This is a genomic window from Lysinibacillus sp. GW823-FHT06C08 (assembly GCF_058795135.1).
The window spans coordinates 265779-285638 of record NZ_JBXAHN010000001.1 but is presented as its reverse complement, the minus strand read 5'-3'; the positions used below and the strand labels follow the sequence as shown (position 1 = coordinate 285638).

The following is a 19860-nucleotide window of genomic DNA, read 5'->3' as shown; positions in this document are numbered from 1 at the left end:
TAGTCCACCATATGATGAAACATTGCCTTACAAACTACGGGATGGTTTATTTAAAGAAGAAGGTACCTAGCACAATAGATGTACTAGGTATATTTTAGAAGAAAATATCATTAATATCTAGGTTTTTTCTCAAGTGCGTGACGGCCTTCTACAAAGCGAACTGTACCAGACTTAGCACGCATAACTACTGAGTGTGTTAAAGCGTAAGCACCTTTATATTGAACACCCTTTAAAAGCTCACAATCTGTCACAGCTGTTGCTGCAAAAATAGCATCGTCACCTTTTACTAGATCATCTAAATAAAGAACTTTATCAACATCTACACCCATTTTATGGCAGCGTTCTAATTGCTCTTCATCTTCTGGTACTAACTTTGCTTGGAAGTCCCCACCTAGGCATTTTAAGGCTACAGCCGAAATAACACCCTCTGGTGCGCCACCTGTTCCAAACATAATATCAATACCTGTTTCATCAAAGGCAGTATTAATCGCTGCACCAACATCGCCATCTTGGATAAACTTAATACGTGCACCAGCTTCGCGAATTTCATCAACAATTGCTTGGTGACGTGGACGATCTAATAAAGTAGCAACTACATCTGAAATATCTTTATTTTTTGCTTTTGCTACTTGTAATAAGTTATAAGTAACAGAAGCATTGATATCTACTTTACCAGCTGCTTCTGGCCCTACAGCAATTTTCTCCATGTACATATCTGGTGCATTTAATAGATTACCTTTATCTGCAATTGCAAGGACTGTCATTGCACCATTCGTACCTTTTGCTACAATATTTGTACCTTCTAATGGATCCACAGCAATATCTACTTTTGGACCACCACTACGTAAGCCAAGTTCTTCACCAATATAAAGCATTGGTGCTTCATCCATTTCGCCTTCACCAATTACTACTGTAGCATGCATTGGAATTGTATCGAACATTTTGCGCATCGCTGTTGTTGCTGCATCATCTGCCTCAATTTTTAAACCGCGTCCCATCCATTTCCCGGATGCAATTGCTGCTGCTTCTGTTACTCGTACTACTTCCATCGATAAACTACGTTCCATTGTTGCTTTGCCTCCCGTTATCGGTCATTTTTCATACCGAAACATTCAAATTACCTCTATTGTAACATAATTGAGTGAAAACTTTTAGCTCTCATTATTCCTTTGTCTCAGCTACGCGTGCCAGGATTGTTTCACGTCGAATATCAGCGCCTAAATCACGTAATTTCTCAATAAGTGAGCTATAGCCACGTTCGATATGATAAATATCTTGTACTTCCGTTTCGCCTTCAGCTAGAAGACCGGCTAAAACTAATGCTGCACCTGCGCGTAGATCCGTAGCTGTTACTGTTGAGCCATGTAGTCTGCTTGGCCCTTTAATAATAGCCGTGTTGCCTTCTACACGAGCATCAGCATTCATACGACGAAGCTCATCAATATGTTTAAATCGAGCTGTATAAATAGTATCTGTTACTTTTGAGGAACCGAATGCCTGTGACATTAACACAGCAAGTGGTTGCTGAATATCGGTTGGGAAACCAGGATACACCAATGTTTTTACATCAACAGCTTGCAAAGTGGAGAAGTCTGTTTTTGGTACATAAATACTTTCTTCACCAATTTCAATCTTCACACCCATTTCACGAAGCTTGGCTATAATTGCTTCTAAATGCAGTGGAATTACATTATCAATTGTAATTCCATCACCTACTGCTGCAGCCATTATCATAAATGTCGCAGCTTCAATGCGATCCGGTATAATCGTATGCTCTGTACCATGTAGTTCTTCTACCCCTTCAATACGGATGACACTTGTACCTGCCCCTTTAATATTGGCCCCCATATTTGTTAGAAGTGTAGCTACATCAATAATTTCAGGTTCCTTCGCTGCATTTTCGATAACTGTACGGCCCTTCGCGAGGACAGCAGCTAACATTATGTTAATTGTTGCACCGACACTTGCGACATCTAAATAAATTTTCGCCCCAATTAATTCATCTGCACGTAAATAAATCGCGCCATGCTCATTCGTAATTTTAGCGCCTAATGCTTCAAAGCCCTTTATATGCTGATCAATTGGTCGGGGACCCAAGAAACAGCCACCTGGTAAACCAATGACCGCTTTCTTGAAACGTCCTAGCATTGCCCCCATTAAATAATAGGAAGCGCGTAACTTTTTGACATTGCCGTTCGGTAATGGTAAGGCAATCATATCTGTTGGATCGATTGTCATCTTCCCATCCTCAAACGATACTTCCCCACCAATTTCCTCTAATAAAGCCTTTAACGTCCATGCATCTGAAATTTCTGGTATCCCTCCAATTGTCACTGGAGAGTTCGCCAAAATTGATGCAGGAATTAAGGCGACTGCACTATTTTTTGCACCACTAACTTTAATTGTACCTTGTAGACGATTTTCGCCAGTAATTTTATAAACATCCATTTTGCGTTCTCCCTCATGATTGGAAAGTAGTATTTTTTGCAATTGGCTCACTGTATATTCTTATTATTCGCCTTTTCTCTTATTCCAATCCGCTAAAAATCCTTCAATTCCTTTTTCCGTTAATGGATGGTGGAAAAGTTGTTTTAAAACTTTAAATGGAGTTGTTGAAATATGCGCGCCAGCTAAAGCTGCAGCCGTAACGTGCTGAGGGTGACGAACAGAGGCAGCGATAATTTGTGTATCAATATTATGAATTGTAAAAATGTCAGCAATTGTTTCAATTAGCTCTACACCATTTTGACCAATGTCATCTAAACGGCCGATAAATGGTGATACATATGTAGCACCTGCACGCGCAGCCATTAATGCTTGGTTTGCACTAAAAATTAATGTTACGTTTGTTTTAATTCCTTTGTTTGCAAAGAAACGACAAGCTTCTAATCCCGCTGGTGTCATTGGAAGTTTCACTGTAATGTTAGGAGCAATAGCAGCTAATTCCAAACCTTCCTTAATCATTCCTTCTGCATCTAGTGCAATAACTTCTCCACTTACGGAGCCATCGACAAGCTCTGCGATTTCACGAAGACGATCATGGAAAGAAACATTTTCTTCTTTAGCCACTAGTGATGGGTTTGTTGTGACTCCTGATAAAATACCCCATGCATGTGCCTCTTTAATCTCTTCAAAATTTGCAGTATCAATAAAAAATTTCATATTATATTTCCTCCTGATCATTTTTCTTATATTATTAAATATTTTCCAAAATTTCTTTATTTCAAAAACAAGAGAAGGTCGATTGAAAGCATCAACACTTCTCTTATTATGTGTATTTATCTATGCTTTTGTAACATATTAAATGCAAAAATTATGCTTTTTGTGCACTACCAAATTCGCGAATTTTACCAACAACTGTTGCTTTAATCGCTTCACGTGCAGGACCAAGGAATTTACGAGGATCGTAAACAACTTTGTCGTTGTCAAGAATCTCACGAATTGCTTTTGTTGCTTCAATTTGATTTTCAGTATTAACGTTAATTTTTGCAGTACCTAATGCAATAGAACGTTGTATATCTTTTGTTGGGATACCTGTACCACCATGTAATACTAGTGGAAGATCTGCCAATTTAGAGATTTCTTCCATTTCTTTGAAGCCTAGGTTTGGTTCTCCTTTGTAAGGACCATGTACAGAGCCAAGTGCTGGCGCTAAGCAGTCGATATCTGTTAGCTCAACCATTTTACGGCATTCTTCTGGATCAGCGTAAATAATACCACCGATTACACCATCTTCATCTCCGCCAACTGTTCCTAATTCCGCTTCTACAGAAACGCCTTTAGCATGTGCGTATTCTACTACTTCTGAAGTAATTTTCACATTTTCCTCAAATGGATGGTGTGAAGCATCAATCATCACAGAAGTAAAGCCTGCATCAATTGCCTCTTTACATTTTGCAAAGCTAGAACCATGGTCAAGATGAATGGCTACTGGAACTGTAGTACCGTAAGATTCCATTAAACCTTTTACCATATGAACAACAGAAATAAATCCGCCCATATATTTACCTGCACCTTCAGAAACACCAAGAATCACTGGAGATTTTTCTTCTTCAGCTGCTTGTAAAATTGCTTGTGTCCACTCTAGGTTGTTAATGTTGAATTGACCAACAGCATAACCCTCTGCTTTTGCTTTAATTAACATCTCTTTCATAGATACTAATGCCATACTAAAAATCCTCCTCTTAGGACTATTCTTTCTACATAAATATGCTCCTCAATCATAGCAAAAATAATAGCCCCTGAAAAGCAGAGGCTATTATTTTCTACACGAAAGCGTAGTGCAACGTAGCGGCAGTGTCGACAAAGTGTAGTGCAACGTAACGGCGGCGCTTGAACCTGAAAAGCAGAGGCTATTATTTTCTACACGAAAGCGTAGTGTAACGTAGCGGCAGTGTCGACAAAGTGTAGGGCAACGTAACGGCGGCGCTTGAACCTGAAAAGCAGGGGCTATTATTTTCTACACGAAAGCGTAGTGTAACGTAGCGGCTGTGTCGACAAAGTGCAGAGCAATAACGGCGGCGCTAAGAAAATATGTACTCCTTTTTTAAGCATAAAGAAAACAGGCCGTGTATTCACTGCCTGTTTTTTAAACTTGTAACGCTTTATTAACTTCGTCACGCACTTCAAAAATATCAAAAGGTTTCGTAAAGTAACGGATTGCTCCCAAATTTAAAGCTTCTTGTACAACATCTAGCTCTCCATACGCTGTCATCATAAATACAGGAAGTTTTGGGAACTTTTCTTTTAAACGTCTTAAAATTTCGATACCATCCATTCCGGGTATCTTCATATCTAGTAATACGCAATCCATGTCTTGTTCATCTGCATACTTTAATGCCTCTAAACCATTGGCTGCTAAATATGTAACATATCCTTCCTTTTTCAGCACTTCGTTTAAAAGCAAACGAATTCCCTGCTGATCATCGACAATTAGTAATCGTTTCACATTCCATTCCGCCCTTTTTATTTTTTATTCTTACACAAAAACATTCTTTATTATGTATAATTCTACTTTTTCAGCTTAATACCTTCTAGTATTATAAATTATCTGCTTTTGCTTTCTATCTTTTTCACCCCTATAATATGGGTAGAGGTGGGATCATGTCAAAAATTCTAACAACACAATTAAGTGGATTATTACAAAGAATTACACAAAATGAAGAGGATGCTATCGAGGAGACTGCAAGGTTATTGGCACAAGCTGCAATTGGCGAAGGTAATGTCTATTTTGCTTGCTTTGGAGAAATGCAGACAGTGGAATTAAATGCACTGCAAGCAGTAGAACCATTTAGCAAGTTAGCACCTTGGACTTTGGATACAAGCTTAACAGAAGCCGATCGAGTTTGCATTTTTACTCGTAGTGCGCACGATGAAGAAGCACTAGCTTTAGCTCAGAAATTAAATACTCAATTTATTCCCTTCGCTGCTGTTGCTAGTGAACCAGCAAGTACAGAAAATCCTCTTGCCGACTTAGCCTATACGTATATTTCTACTCGTATTAAAGGTGGTTTATTGCCAAATAATTTAGGTCAACGGGTAGTTGTACCACATGCACTTGCAGGGCTTTTTGTTTATGAAGCTGTCAAAATGGCCTATGATGATATGCTTGGTTTTGATGAGGAAGAATTGTAATAATCCAATTAAAAAGAGTTGTCTCATATTTCGAGACAACTCTTTTTGTTTATTTAAATGTTGCGCCGATAAAGTCACGGAACAGTGGTTGTGGACGATTTGGTCGTGACACTAACTCTGGGTGGAATTGACATGCTACAAAGAAATTATTCTCTGGTAGCTCAATAATTTCAACCAGCTTACCGTCAGGGCTTGTACCTGAGAAGACAAGACCAGCTGCTTCCATTGCTTCACGATATTCATTGTTAAATTCATAACGATGACGATGACGCTCATAAACAAGCTCTTTGCCATATGCTTCACTTGCTTTAGAACCGTCTTTTAATTTACATGGGTATAGGCCTAAACGTAATGTCCCGCCAATATCTACGCTATCATTTTGATCTGGTAAGAAGTCGATAATTGGGTACTCTGTGTTTGCATCAAGTTCGGTAGAATGAGCACCTTTTAATCCTAACACATTACGTGCATATTCAATTGTCGCAAGCTGCATACCTAAGCAAATTCCTAAGAAAGGTACATTATTTTCACGCGCAAATTGCGTAGCTAAAATTTTACCTTCCACACCACGATCACCGAAGCCACCTGGTACTAAAATCGCATCAGCATCTTTTAATAGTGCAGTTACATTATCAGCATTGACATGTTCTGCATTAATCCAGTCAATTTCAATATCAGAATTATAAACATAGCCTGCATGCTTTAATGCTTCTACCACTGAAATATAAGCATCTTGAAGTTCTACATATTTTCCTACTAATGCTACTTTTCTTTTGTTTGGTAAGTTTTTCACTTTGTCTACAAGCTCGCGCCATTCTTCCATATCCGCTTCTGGAGCTTCCATACCAAAGTGGTCAAGAACGATATCATCAATATCTTGTGCATGTAGGTTTAATGGTACTTCATATAAATGCTCCGCATCACGAGATTCAATAATTTCATGTGGTTGAACATCACAGAATAAAGCTAATTTCTCTTTCATATCTTGTGGTACCTCTTGTTCAGTACGCACAACGATAATATTTGGTTGAATACCTAAAGAACGTAACTCTTTTACAGAATGCTGAGTTGGTTTTGTTTTTAATTCACCAGCTGCTTTAATATAAGGAATCAATGTACAGTGGATATACATGACATTATTATGCCCTAAATTAGTTTTCATTTGACGGATAGCTTCTAGGAAAGGTAATGATTCAATATCCCCTACTGTTCCACCTACTTCTGTAATAACAACGTCTGCATTTGTCTCACGACCAGCGCGTTGGATACGATCTTTAATTTCATTTGTAATATGAGGAATAACTTGTACTGTACCACCGTTGTAATCGCCACGACGTTCCTTCTGTAATACCGATTGATACACACGACCTGAAGTTACTGTAGAATGCTTTCCTAGGTTAATATCGATAAAACGCTCATAATGCCCTAAATCTAAGTCAGCCTCAGCACCATCATCTGTTACAAAAACCTCACCATGTTGATAAGGACTCATTGTACCTGGGTCGATATTAATATATGGGTCAAATTTTTGAATCGTAACTTCTAAACCGCGGTTTTTTAATAAACGGCCTAGAGATGCTGCAACAATCCCTTTTCCAAGTGATGATACAACCCCACCTGTTACAAAAATATACTTCGTCATGAAAAAATTCCTCCTTTAGAATTGCTAGATAAGTTGTTTTGTTAGGGATTAGAACATCTGACAGTCAAACACCCTAAAAAAAGAAAAGCCGAGAATGTCTACAAAATTGTAGTCGATTCGAAGCTGTCATCGTTTCTATCTCTTTTCCACTTTCCTTTAAACCTTAAAACTTTAACAATTATTCAGTCACCGTTTACTATACATCATGAATACTTTAAAACATTTATATTCATATCTGCACAAAAAGTATGGGAGAGCTGGTCTGAATAAAGTTAAAAACAAAAAAACGCTCCTCCTGCATAGGTCTGCAGGGGGAGCGTATTATATACACGGTCTTTCTCCTTTTTTTAAGGAGCCCAAGTAAAAGATTAAACGTAACCGTGATAGAAGTCAAGAATTTTTACATCAAGCGTAAAAGTAAGAAAATTCTAAGAGCAAGGTTTTAGATTTCTTCCTCTTCTTCTTCGAACTCTTCTTCATCTTCGTCTTCATCAATAAACTCTTCGTCGATTTCTTCAATGTCTTCTAAATCTTCGTCTTCATCAAAATCAATATCTTCTTTATCTTCATCTTCTTCGTCTATCTCTTCTTCTTCTACGAATTCTTCATAGTCCTCGTCGAAGTCGATATCTTCTTCATCCAAATCGATATCTTCTTCTAGATCATCATCTTCATCCACAGAAGCTTTAGTTTTTTTCTTTTGAGTTTTAACAGATGGTGCTGTTTCTTCCTCAATCTGCTCTACTTTAAACCATTCACGTAAGCCCCAGCCTGTTTCTTGGTTATATAAGAAGCGGCCATCTACATTAAGATCTGTGTAAAATTGTAGTAGGCGGGATTTTATTTCTTCATCACTGTAGCCTACAAGCTCTTGAATTATTTTTAACAAATCATTAAAAGTTACTGAGGCACGTTTTTCATTTAAAATTACATACGCTAAGTTAATTAACGACTCTTCAGTTAATTGTTCCTTTGTCATTTCACGAAAATTCAATTCGTGCACTTCCTTTCCCTCATCACAATGGACGTTTTAAATTTACATGGTGCTTTATTTTCCAAGCGCAGCAAAAATGGCCACGCAAAAGGTACTTTCCATACAATAAGCATAATACCCATTATATACAAAGTTTTAGCCCCTTTGCTAGCTTCAATTACTGTTTTTTATATTACGCATTTTTTTTATGCCAAGATAAAACAAATAGACAGATAATAGTAGTAAAGGAATAGCGCCAATTTGCTTATTATACAGGAAAATGGCTCCCAATACTAAAGCTAATACAATTATGTAGTGAATAGCTGATTTCATCCTCTACCGCGCCTCCCCTTTTTTTTACATTTCTATTATAGCGAAAAAAAAAAAGAAGTGCCTAATCCTAAGACTAGACACTAAAAACTAGAGAAGCTTATTACATAAATTAGAAAGAAATGTCAGTAAACTAGTGAGATTGTCTATCTCTGTTTACATATTACGACGATATTGTCCACCAACTTCATACAGAGCCTTCGTAATTTGTCCCAAACTAGCTACTTGAACAGTTTCCATTAATTCAGCAAAAATATTTCCGTTATGGACAGCTACCTCTTGTAATCGGTTAATAGCTGCCTCGCTTTTAGCTTCATTGGCCTTCCAGAAATCTTGTAAATTGTGAATTTGAGTTTCCTTCTCTTCCGTCGATGCACGAGCAATCTCCATATTATCAATATCAGCATCAGAAGCTGGGTTTGGGTTCAGGTAAGTATTAACACCAATAATCGGTAACTCCCCTGAATGTTTTAGCATTTCATAATGCATCGATTCCTCTTGAATTTTCCCTCGTTGGTATTGTGTCTCCATCGCTCCTAACACGCCACCACGATCATTGATACGATCAAATTCTTCGAGGACAGCTTCTTCCACAAGATCTGTCAGCTCTTCCACAATAAATGCACCTTGAAGTGGATTTTCATTTTTCGCTAAGCCATGCTCTTTTGTAATAATCATTTGAATAGCCATTGCACGACGTACAGATTCCTCAGTAGGCGTTGTAATTGCCTCATCATAGGCATTTGTATGCAAGGAGTTACAGTTATCCTGTAAGGCCATCAAAGCCTGTAATGTTGTACGAATATCATTAAAATCAATCTCCTGCGCATGTAGACTACGACCTGAAGTTTGAATATGATATTTTAACTTTTGGGCACGCTCATTTGCGCCATATTTATCGCGCATCACAATCGCCCAAATACGACGAGCTACACGTCCGATTACTGTATATTCTGGGTCAAGTCCATTAGAGAAGAAGAATGATAAGTTAGGCGCGAAGTCATTAATATTCATGCCTCGGCTTAAATAATATTCTACATACGTAAAGCCATTCGCTAATGTGAAGGCTAATTGCGAAATAGGATTTGCTCCCGCCTCTGCAATATGATAGCCAGAAATTGAAACAGAGTAGTAATTACGCACCTTATGGTCAATAAAGTATTGCTGAATATCACCCATCATACGTAAGGCAAATTCTGTAGAGAAAATACATGTATTTTGACCTTGGTCTTCTTTCAGGATATCCGCTTGTACTGTTCCACGTACGACCTGAAGTGTTTTCTCCCGTGTCTCTGTAAATTCTTCAACTGTCAAAGTACGTCCTAACTCTTGCTCACGTAATTTTATTTGCTGATCAATCGCTGTATTCATGAACATAGCCAAAATGATAGGTGCTGGACCATTAATTGTCATCGATACAGATGTAGAGGGTGCACATAAATCAAAGCCTGCATATAGTTTTTTCATATCCTCTAATGTACAGATAGATACACCTGATTCCCCAACTTTACCATAAATATCTGGTCGGTAATCTGGGTCCTCCCCGTACAATGTTACAGAATCAAATGCTGTAGATAAACGTTTCGCGTCATCATCCTTCGATAAATAGTGGAAGCGTTTATTTGTACGCTCTGGCGTCCCCTCACCAGCAAATTGGCGCTTTGGATCTTCTCCCTCTCGTTTGAATTGGAAAACACCCGCTGTATATGGGAATTCGCCTGGTACATTTTCTCTATAAACCCAGCGCAAAATTTCACCGTAGTCCTCAAACTTTGGTAATACAACCTTTGGAATTTTTGTACCTGAAAGACTTATTGTCTTTAAAATTGTGCGAATTTCTTTATCGCGAACTTTCGTCACAAATTCATCCCCAGCATATGCTTCCTTTAAAGCTTGCCAATTGTCTAATATACGCTTGGATTCAGCCGTTAATTCGTCTCGGACACCTTCTGCTAAAGAATTAAGTGATGTGATAAGTGCATCATCCGGTGCTTTTTCCTTAACTGCAGTGAGTGCCCCTTCTAATTGGAAAAGACGACGAGCAAATGCCACCTGCTGTTCTGTTTTTTTATGATAGCCACGGACTGTATCAGTAAGCTCTCGTAAATAATAACGACGATCATTCGGAATAATTACATCTTGCTTTTGCGTTTTAGCAAATTGCTCATAGCTCGTTTCCCAATCGCTACCAGCTTTTTGGTTAATGATTTGCACTAACGCGGCAAATAAAGCATTTGTTCCTTTATCATTAAATTGGCTAGCGATTGTACCGTAAACCGGCATATTATCAAGTGATTCATCCCAAAGTTCGCGCGAGCGCTGATATTGTTTTTGGACCTGACGTAGTGCATCCTCAGAACCTTTACGCTCAAACTTATTAATAGCAATAACATCCGCAAAATCAATCATATCAATCTTCTCAAGCTGTGTTGGTGCACCAAACTCACTTGTCATAACATACATTGATAAATCGGTATATTTGGTAATCTCGGCATCACCCTGACCAATACCACTTGTTTCAACGATAATTAAATCATAGCCAGCTACTCGTACTACATCTATTACGTCCCCAATGGATGCGGTTAATTCCGTACGAGAGCCTCGTGTAGCTAAGCTACGCATATAGACGCGGTTATTAAAGATGGCATTCATACGAATTCGATCCCCAAGTAATGCCCCACCCGTTTTTTGCTTTGTTGGATCGACGGACAGAATTGCCACATGCTTTTCTGGGAATTCTTTTAAGAAACGGCGAATTAGTTCATCCGTTAACGAAGATTTCCCCGCGCCACCTGTTCCGGTAATACCCATAACAGGTGTTCCTTTTGAACGCTTCCGTGCTTCCTCCAGCATTTTATTCGTTTCTTCATCGTCATTTGACTCGGCTGCTGTAATTAAATTAGCTAAAATTTCAGGAGTCTCTGTTGTTAAAGACTCTAATTTTTCTAAATAGCTACCAGTTGCAGTAGGAAAATCGGTTCCTTTAATTTGCTCATTAATCATTCCCTGAAGCCCTAAAACGCGGCCATCCTCTGGTGAGAATATTCCCGCAATGCCGTAAGAATGCAGCTCTTTAATTTCACGTGGTAAAATTACTCCACCACCACCGCCATATATTTTTATATGTGGTGCCCCTTTTTCACGCAGTAAATCATACATATATTTAAAGTATTCCATATGCCCGCCTTGATAAGAAGAAATAGCAATACCTTGTGCATCCTCTTGAATCGCAGCATTTACGACTTCTTCCACAGAACGGTTATGACCTAAATGGATTACTTCCACACCGCTCGATTGCAAAATGCGTCGCATAATATTGACCGAAGCATCATGTCCATCAAAAAGACTCGATGCTGTCACAAAACGTACGTGATTTTTTGGACGATATACTTCTACCTTTGTCATATGAAATCCCCACTCTCTCCCCTTAATGAATAAAAAAAGCCGGCAATTGCAATGTCGCTCTATGCAATTACCGACAAACCCCTAACGAAATATTAAAACCCCTTTATGCCTGAAATGAACAATGTGATTTGCATGTCAATAAACTCATCAATTGAATGTTGGCGATGTAATGCCCATTTGCGGAATGCCCAACTTTGGCCAGACACTACTAAATTATTGGCTGCTAAATGAATTTGCTTGTCTGTCATTGTTATGTCACCAGATTGTACACAGCGCTTTAGCAATCTTTCAAACGTAGCAACCATTTCAAACTCTTTACTAAAGACATAACGTTGCGCTTCTTTTGACAATGATTTTGTTTCTTGATACATGATTGTAAGCTCATCAACCATGCTATCGATTTGCAGGAAATATTCTCGGATCATTTCCTTTAGCTCTTCGATTGTCCCTGCTTTAATCTCGTAACTTGAAAGTCGCTCCATTGCATGATGATAGATACTATCACATACGAGGTAAAGAACATCTTCTTTTGTTCGAATGTACTCATATAAAGTACCGATACTAAAGCCTGCAGCTTTTGCGATTTCTCTCGTTGTGGCCCGATGGTAGCCTTTTTCTTTGAATAACTTAATTGCTCCCTGAATCATTTGCTCACGACGAATGGCGATTAAATTTTCATCTTTTACAGTTGACTGTACTTGGGGCCTTTTATCTTTTTCTGTCATCAATTATTTAGTTAACATACGCGAGAGAACGAGACGTTGAATCTCTTGCGTACCTTCATAAATTTGTGTAATTTTCGCATCACGCATAAAGCGTTCTACTGGATAATCTTTTGTATAACCGTAACCACCAAATACTTGAACCGCCTCCGTCGTTACACTCATCGCCGTATCGCCAGCCATTAATTTCGCCATTGCTGATGCCTTACCATATGGTAGGTTATTAGATTCTAACCAAGCCGCTTGATATGTAAGAAGTCGAGATGCCTCAATTTGAGTGGCCATATCCGCTAGCTTAAAGGATACACCTTGATTTGCAGTAATGGGTTTACCAAATTGTACACGTTCTTTCGCATAGTCTACTGCTGCATCAAGTGCTCCTTGTGCAATTCCTACAGCTTGAGCCGCAATACCATTTCGTCCACCATCTAGTGTCGTCATCGCAATCTTAAAGCCTTCCCCTTCAGCTCCAAGCAAGTTTTCTTTTGGAACACGACAGTTGTCGAAAATAATTTCTGTCGTAGGAGATGAACGAATTCCTAATTTCTTCTCCTTCTTACCTACAGAGAAACCTTCATATCCCGCTTCAACGATAAATGCGGATGTACCGTTTTTGGCTTCAGGATCTGTTACGGCAAATACAATATATGTATCTGCTACTCCACCATTTGTAATAAAGATTTTTGAGCCATTTAAAATATAATCATTGCCATCACGTTTTGCGTAAGTTTTCATGCCACCCGCATCAGAACCTGATCCTGGTTCTGTTAAACCGTAAGCCCCAATATGCTTTCCTTCAGCCATTGGACGCAGATACTTTTGTTTCTGTTCTTCTGTACCGAACTTATACAGCGGCCAGCCTGCCAGTGATGTATGTGCAGATAATGTTACTCCTGTTGATGCACACACGCGTGATAATTCCTCGACAGCAATGACATATGCCAGATAATCAAATCCAGCTCCACCATATTCCTCTGGCCAAGGAATACCTGTTAAACCAAGCTCAGCCATTTTATCGAAAATGGCACGGTCAAATTCTTCATTTTCATCACGTTCTGCCGCTGTTGGAGCCACTTCATTCATAGCGAAATCTCGAATCATTTCACGTAATTGCTCATGCTCTTCTGTTAACTGAAAGTTCATTGTCCATTTCCCCTTTTTATTAGACTCTGTTCTGTGTAATGGTAAGTTGGATTCAGCGTTTCATTTAGTGATTTTCTTACTATATCCAACGGTTCCCATCCTCTTTATAAGCTACAACCAACACCTTACACCAGGTTTTATTTCAGTAAATGTTTACTAATGACTAGTCTTTGTATTTCACTTGTTCCTTCATATATTTCAGTTACCTTAGCATCTCGGAAATATCGCTCTACTGGGTAATCTTCTGTATAACCATAGCCACCAAATACTTGAACAGCCTCTATTGCTGTTTGGACAGCTGTTCGTGATGCAAAAAGTTTTGCCATTGAAGCTTCAGCGCCACACGGTAAACCTTTCGCACGTAAATTTGCAGCACGGTAGACTAGTAGTTTGGATGATTCAACAGCTGTTGCCATGTCAGCAAGTTTAAAGCTAACACCTTGTTGGGCAACAATCGGTTTGCCAAATTGAACACGTTCTTTAGCATAAGCAGTAGCTGCTTCAAGTGCTGCTTCAGCTATTCCTAAAGATTGTGCAGCAATACCAATGCGTCCCACATCTAAATTAGCCATCGCTATTTTGAAGCCTTCTCCCTCTTCCCCTAAAAGGTTGTCGGCTGGGATACGGCAATTATCGAATGTTAGCTGAACAGTGCGAGAGCCATGCAAGCCCATTTTATGCTCGTCTTTTCCAATAATTAAGCCAGGTGTTCCCTTTTCAACGATAAAGGCAGAAATACCTTTTGTTTTTTCAGCAGGATCCGTTGATGCGAATACAATGTATACATCCGCCTCCCCACCATTAGTAATAAATACTTTGGAGCCATTAATGACATATTCATCACCATCACGGACTGCCTTCGATTGAAGAGAGCCAGCATCTGAACCAGCACCTGGTTCTGTTAAACAAAAGGCACCTAAATATTCACCCGCTGCAAGTTTAGGTACATAACGTTTCTTTTGTTCTTCATTCCCAAAGTAAATGATTGGATTCGTTCCAACCGATGTATGCACCGATAAAATAACTCCCATTACAGCGCTTACCTTTGATAATTCATGAATCGCAATAATATACGATGTAAAATCCATGCCAGAGCCTCCAAGCTCTTCAGGTGTTGTGATACCCATTAAACCAAGTTCACCCATCTGCTGAAGCAGCTCACGTGGAAACTCCCCTGCTTCCATTCGCTCTACCCATGGTTGGATTTTTTCTTGAGCAAAATTACGAACCATATCGCGCATCATAATTTGCTCATCTGTAAATTGCAAATGCATCTATTATGTCACCCCTCTAAGTTGTCCTGTAGCACTTCTATAACCCCATCCCCATAGGATTATTCGTACATGTAAAAGCCTCTTCCAGATTTCTTTCCTAGCCAACCCGCTGCAACATATTTACGAAGCAGTGGACAAGGTCGATATTTACTATCTCCTAGGCCCTCATGTAAAATCTCCATAATGGAGAGACATGTATCTAAACCAATGAAATCCGCCAATGTTAACGGCCCCATTGGATGGTTCATACCAAGCTTCATGACATCGTCAATCGCTTCTTTCGATGCTACCCCTTCATATAAAGCATAAATAGCTTCATTAATCATCGGAAGTAAAATTCGGTTTGAAATAAATCCTGGGAAGTCATTCACTTCAACTGGCGTTTTCGCTAACTTGACAGTCATCTCTTCTACCGCTTTATACACTTCATCAGTTGTAGCTAAACCACGGATAATTTCTACAAGCTTCATAACAGGTACAGGATTCATAAAGTGCATGCCAATAACTTGCTCTGGTCGATTTGTTACAGCGGCAATTTCTGTAATAGGTAGTGAAGAGGTATTCGTAGCTAAAATAGCATGTGACTGTGCAATTCCATCAAGCTGTTTAAAAATGGATTGCTTCACTTCCATATTTTCTACAGCTGCCTCAATGATAATATCTACATCACTAGCATCCTGTAAATCTAGCGACATCGTAATGCGACCTAGAATTGCAGCCTTTTCTTCTTCTGTTTTACGACCCTTTTCTACATCGCGTGATAAATTTTTAGTCATAACACTTAATCCACGCTCGTAAAACTCTTGTTTTATATCGTTCAATTTCACGTCAAAGCCTGCTTGTGCGCAAACCTGTGCAATGCCAGAGCCCATTTGCCCTGCACCAATGACCATTACCTTTTGAATTCCCATCATTTCAGTCCCCCTGTTTTCGGTACTTCAATCATGATTGCATCGCCTTGCCCACCACCTGAACAAATGGCGGCAATGCCGATACCACCGCCTCGACGCTTTAATTCCTGAGCAAGCGTTAAAATAATTCGTGCTCCTGAAGCTCCGATTGGATGTCCTAAAGCAACTGCGCCACCATTAACATTAACCTTTTCTGCATCTAGATCAGCTAACTGCTTACTCACTAAAGCTACCGCTGCAAAGGCTTCATTAATTTCAAACAAATCAATATCTGCTAATGACTTATTCGTCTTTTTTAGCAGCTTATTAATGACCAGTCCTGGTGTTTGAGGGAAATTTTCTGGCTCAATCGCTAGCTCTTCATGACCTATAATTATTGCCAATGGTTCTCTACCTTCGCGTGTCGCACGTTCCTCATTCATGATTACGAGCGCACATGCTCCGTCATTTACGCCAGGTGCATTACCTGCAGTAATGGTACCGTCCTTATCAAAGGCTGGTTTGAGCTTTGCCAGTATTTCTAAAGAAGTGCCTGCTCTTGGTGCCTCATCCGTATTCACAACTAGTGGCTCACCTTTTCGTTGAGGAATCTCAACAGGAACGATTTCTTCTGCAAAATATCCTTTGTCCATCGCCGCTAGTGCACGTTCATGGCTACGAACTGACCAAGCATCCTGTTCCTCACGACTTAGCGAGAATTCTTTAGCTGTCGAGTTACCATAGCTGCCCATATGTGGTCTTGCTGGATCAAAAGCACATGTTAGACCGTCATAAAGCATGCCATCAACCATCGTTGAATCACCCATTCGTAAGCCCGTTCGACCATTTAACAAATAATATGGTGCATTAGACATGGACTCCATTCCACCAGCTACAATTACCTCTTCGTCCCCTAAACGAATCAGTTGATCTGCTAATGTCACTGCACGCATCCCCGACGCACAGACTTTATTAATCGTTTCTGTTTTTACCCCTATTGGCAAATTAGCCTTTATGGCTGCTTGTCGAGAAGGAATTTGTCCCTGTCCCCCTTGTAAAACCGAGCCTAAAATTACCTCATCGACTTCATCAAGTCCCATATTGGCTTTCTCTAATGCACCCTTAATTGCAATGGCGCCTAAATCACTTGCATGTACTGCCGATAAAGAACCACCAAATTTACCAAATGCCGTTCTTGCTCCTGCTAAAATTACAGCTCTATTCAAGTAAAACACCCCTTTTGTTTTACGTTCTCAATGAAGTAGTGAAGCATTTTATTGACTGAACGCTCGCTCGACTTCTATCGATGAAAAATGGGAGTTTTCATTTCAACTCCCATTTCCATTTAATCTTATTCTACAAAACAATTTTTTATTGTGCAATTTATATTTTTCAGATAACTAAAATATTTCTACAATAGCAATCATTTTTCTGCGCTTATTTCACTATTCTCGTTTTGACTTGCATTTTCTACTGTCATCACAACTTCTTCCATAGTTTCTTCTACTTCCTCAGGAGAGTTGTCGACAACCTTTACTTTTTCCCCAAATACTGAACGCTCCAATAACTCTGCTACATCGAATGTGCCAATCGAGTCTTCCACTTCTTTAGCCTTTGTACCATCCTCCAGCATTGTTAAGCAGTAAGGACAGCCAGATGAAATAACTGATGCATTAGTTGCTAAAGCCTGTTCTGTACGAGCTACGTTAATGCGATTGCCGACATGCTCTTCCATCCACATGAGACCGCCACCGGCACCACAGCACATGGCTGTTTCTCGATTACGTTCCATTTCGACTAACTTCACTCCTGGAATGCCACGCAAAATTTCTCGTGGTGCATCATAGACATCATTGTAACGACCTAAATAACATGAATCATGGAAAACAATTGTTTCATGTACCTCGTAATTTAATGCTAGACGATTTTCTTCAATTAACTGGTTTAATAATTCAGTATGATGATATACTTCGCCTTTCCAACCAAAATCTTGGTACTCATTTTTAAAGATATTGTATGCATGAGGATCAATTGTAACAATTTTTTTCACGTCATTTTTAACGAACTCATCAATATTTGCTGTAGCAAGCTCTTGGAATAAAAATTCATTTCCTAAACGACGTGGCGTATCCCCAGAGTTCTTCTCTTTATTTCCTAAAATTGCAAACTTCACACCGGCTTCGTTTAACAGTCGACAGAATGCTAATGCAATTTTTTGAGATCGGTTATCAAATGCTCCCATTGACCCAACCCATAAAAGGTATTCCATTTCCTCGCCAGACTTTTTCAATTCTTTTACTGTTGGGATATGGATTGTTGGGTCTAAATCACGCCAATTTTCTTTTTCTTTACGATTTAATCCCCAAGGATTTCCTTGTCTCTCGATATTTGTCATCGCACGTTGCGCATCAGGATTTACTTTCCCCTCTGTCATTGTTAAATAACGACGTAAATCAATAATTTTATCAACATGCTCGTTCATTACTGGACATTGATCTTCACAGTTACGACAAGTCGTACAAGCCCAAATCTCTTCCTCTGTAATCACATCACCAATTAAAGATGGACTGTAGATATCTTCAATCACTGCACCTTCAGCCCCAGCTGCCAGCGCAAGCTGATTACCCTTTGTATTGGCAAAGAATTGATAAGGTACCCAAGGCTTTTGCTTTGTGACAACAGCTCCTGTAAATGTTAAATGATCTCGTAATTTCACGATTAAATCCATAGGAGACAGCATTTTTCCTGTCCCTGTAGCTGGACACATGTTTGTACAACGTCCACATTCTACACAAGAATACAGATCGAGCATTTGTTTTTGTGTGAAGTCCTGTATGCGTCCCACCCCAATAGAAGGCATATCGTCTTCACTTTCAGCATTTTCTAATGCCTCAAAATCAATGGGTGTTAAAGTGCCTGTTCGGTCTAAACGATTCATGTAAACATTAAGCGGACTTACAATTAAATGGAAATGTTTAGATTGTGGTACATACACAAGGAATGTTAATAGAATTAATAAATGTGCCCACCACATGACATAAAACACACCAACAGCTACTGACGCAGGTAGGAAACCAAAAATAGTAGCAATACTAGAAGCTACTGGTTCTGTATAGGTTAATCCCTCTCCATGCCAAATTAATCCCATACCATTCGCAAGTAACGTCGATACCATTAAGCCACCAATGAAAATTAATACAAGACCGTTTTTCCATCCACGCTTTAAACGTACTAGCTTTTCAACATAGCGGCGGTAAAATGCCCAGACAACCGCTACCAAAATCATTAAGACCACAAGTTCTTGGAAGAATGTAAAGACACCATAGAAAATACCCAGCGGTAAATGTGTGCCTGGTGCTAATCCTTTCCAAATTAAATCAATCGCCCCTAGCTGTACCATTAAAAATCCATAGAAAAACATTACATGGATTAAACCACTCTTTGGATCTTTTAATAGCTTGTTTTGGCCAAATACATTGACCATAATATAGCGAAGTCGTTCTTTTACACTTTCATCAAACTCAACCTTTTTCCCCAATTGCACATACTTATAGCGTGTTTTCAACAGATAGAAGAACAATCCTACTGCATAAAGTACAACCACGACTGTTAAGACAATGTTAGCAATTAATAATGGACTCATGGTTGGTCCCCCCTCGTTTGTCGTAATTTTTCTCTCTTTGTGATAAATTTGCTAGCTCATACGGAAATGTTCATCACTTCGATATTATATTCCTATTCTAATAAATGAGTGAGCATTCAGTCAACATAAAACGGAAATATTTCTGATAATTTTATATTCTTACATTTTACAAGAAAAAAAGCCACCCTGAATTTTTTCAAAGTA

Annotated in this window: 15 protein-coding genes; 1 reads left to right on the top strand and 14 read right to left on the bottom strand. The window is 39.1% G+C overall.

Features of this window, described 5'->3' with window-relative positions:
* Positions 1 to 110: 110 nt before the first annotated feature.
* The 5 genes from glpX to AC1Q6O_RS01315 form a co-directional block, all read right to left on the bottom strand.
* On the bottom strand, positions 111 to 1067 hold the full coding sequence (gene glpX / locus AC1Q6O_RS01335; protein ID WP_008179010.1) for a class II fructose-bisphosphatase: 957 nt from the start codon (positions 1065 to 1067) through the stop codon (positions 111 to 113).
* A 94-nt stretch (positions 1068 to 1161) separates the two neighbouring features.
* Positions 1162 to 2448, bottom strand: a complete 1287-nt coding sequence (gene murA, locus AC1Q6O_RS01330) for a UDP-N-acetylglucosamine 1-carboxyvinyltransferase (protein WP_089986058.1) — start codon at positions 2446 to 2448, stop codon at positions 1162 to 1164.
* 63 nt (positions 2449 to 2511) lie between these two features.
* A complete protein-coding gene (gene fsa, locus AC1Q6O_RS01325) occupies positions 2512 to 3162 on the bottom strand; it encodes a fructose-6-phosphate aldolase (protein ID WP_004269447.1) in 651 nt (216 codons plus the stop codon).
* 151 nt (positions 3163 to 3313) lie between these two features.
* The gene (locus tag AC1Q6O_RS01320) at positions 3314 to 4168 is read right to left on the bottom strand and encodes a class II fructose-bisphosphate aldolase (protein ID WP_090002939.1); all 855 of its coding nucleotides are present in this window, start codon (positions 4166 to 4168) and stop codon (positions 3314 to 3316) included.
* A gap of 420 nt (positions 4169 to 4588) precedes the next feature.
* The gene (locus AC1Q6O_RS01315; protein WP_008179021.1) at positions 4589 to 4948 is read right to left on the bottom strand and encodes a response regulator; all 360 of its coding nucleotides are present in this window, start codon (positions 4946 to 4948) and stop codon (positions 4589 to 4591) included.
* Positions 4949 to 5103: 155 nt separating this feature from the next.
* Between AC1Q6O_RS01315 and AC1Q6O_RS01310 the strand changes: the two genes are divergently transcribed.
* Positions 5104 to 5634 carry a DUF2529 family protein gene (locus tag AC1Q6O_RS01310; RefSeq protein ID WP_492400880.1) on the top strand — a complete coding sequence of 177 codons (531 nt, stop codon included), beginning with the start codon at positions 5104 to 5106 and terminating at the stop codon, positions 5632 to 5634.
* Between the two features lie 49 nt (positions 5635 to 5683).
* On the opposite strand, the gene pyrG is transcribed toward AC1Q6O_RS01310, so the two are convergent.
* The 9 genes from pyrG to AC1Q6O_RS01265 all read right to left on the bottom strand — a co-directional run bounded on the left by pyrG (position 5684) and on the right by AC1Q6O_RS01265 (position 19656).
* Positions 5684 to 7276, bottom strand: a complete 1593-nt coding sequence (pyrG, locus tag AC1Q6O_RS01305; RefSeq protein ID WP_008179025.1) for a CTP synthase — start codon at positions 7274 to 7276, stop codon at positions 5684 to 5686.
* Between the two features lie 442 nt (positions 7277 to 7718).
* Entirely contained in the window at positions 7719 to 8255 is a 537-nt protein-coding gene (gene rpoE / locus AC1Q6O_RS01300; RefSeq protein ID WP_374701868.1) for a DNA-directed RNA polymerase subunit delta, read from the bottom strand.
* A gap of 480 nt (positions 8256 to 8735) precedes the next feature.
* Positions 8736 to 11984, bottom strand: coding sequence for a fused isobutyryl-CoA mutase/GTPase IcmF (gene icmF, locus AC1Q6O_RS01295; RefSeq protein WP_089986056.1), 3249 nt, complete (start codon positions 11982 to 11984; stop codon positions 8736 to 8738).
* Positions 11985 to 12076: 92 nt separating this feature from the next.
* Positions 12077 to 12709 carry a TetR/AcrR family transcriptional regulator gene (locus AC1Q6O_RS01290; protein ID WP_025114794.1) on the bottom strand — a complete coding sequence of 211 codons (633 nt, stop codon included), beginning with the start codon at positions 12707 to 12709 and terminating at the stop codon, positions 12077 to 12079.
* A gap of 3 nt (positions 12710 to 12712) precedes the next feature.
* Positions 12713 to 13849, bottom strand: a complete 1137-nt coding sequence (locus tag AC1Q6O_RS01285) for an acyl-CoA dehydrogenase (protein WP_492400879.1) — start codon at positions 13847 to 13849, stop codon at positions 12713 to 12715.
* 137 nt (positions 13850 to 13986) lie between these two features.
* Positions 13987 to 15123, bottom strand: coding sequence for an acyl-CoA dehydrogenase (locus AC1Q6O_RS01280; protein ID WP_008179034.1), 1137 nt, complete (start codon positions 15121 to 15123; stop codon positions 13987 to 13989).
* Between the two features lie 59 nt (positions 15124 to 15182).
* Entirely contained in the window at positions 15183 to 16034 is an 852-nt protein-coding gene (locus tag AC1Q6O_RS01275) for a 3-hydroxybutyryl-CoA dehydrogenase (RefSeq protein ID WP_008179037.1), read from the bottom strand.
* Entirely contained in the window at positions 16034 to 17239 is a 1206-nt protein-coding gene (locus tag AC1Q6O_RS01270; protein WP_008179039.1) for an acetyl-CoA C-acetyltransferase, read from the bottom strand. Before AC1Q6O_RS01270 ends, AC1Q6O_RS01275 begins: the two co-directional genes overlap by 1 nt.
* A gap of 197 nt (positions 17240 to 17436) precedes the next feature.
* The gene (locus AC1Q6O_RS01265) at positions 17437 to 19656 is read right to left on the bottom strand and encodes a heterodisulfide reductase-related iron-sulfur binding cluster (RefSeq protein WP_008179041.1); all 2220 of its coding nucleotides are present in this window, start codon (positions 19654 to 19656) and stop codon (positions 17437 to 17439) included.
* Positions 19657 to 19860: the final 204 nt, after the last annotated feature.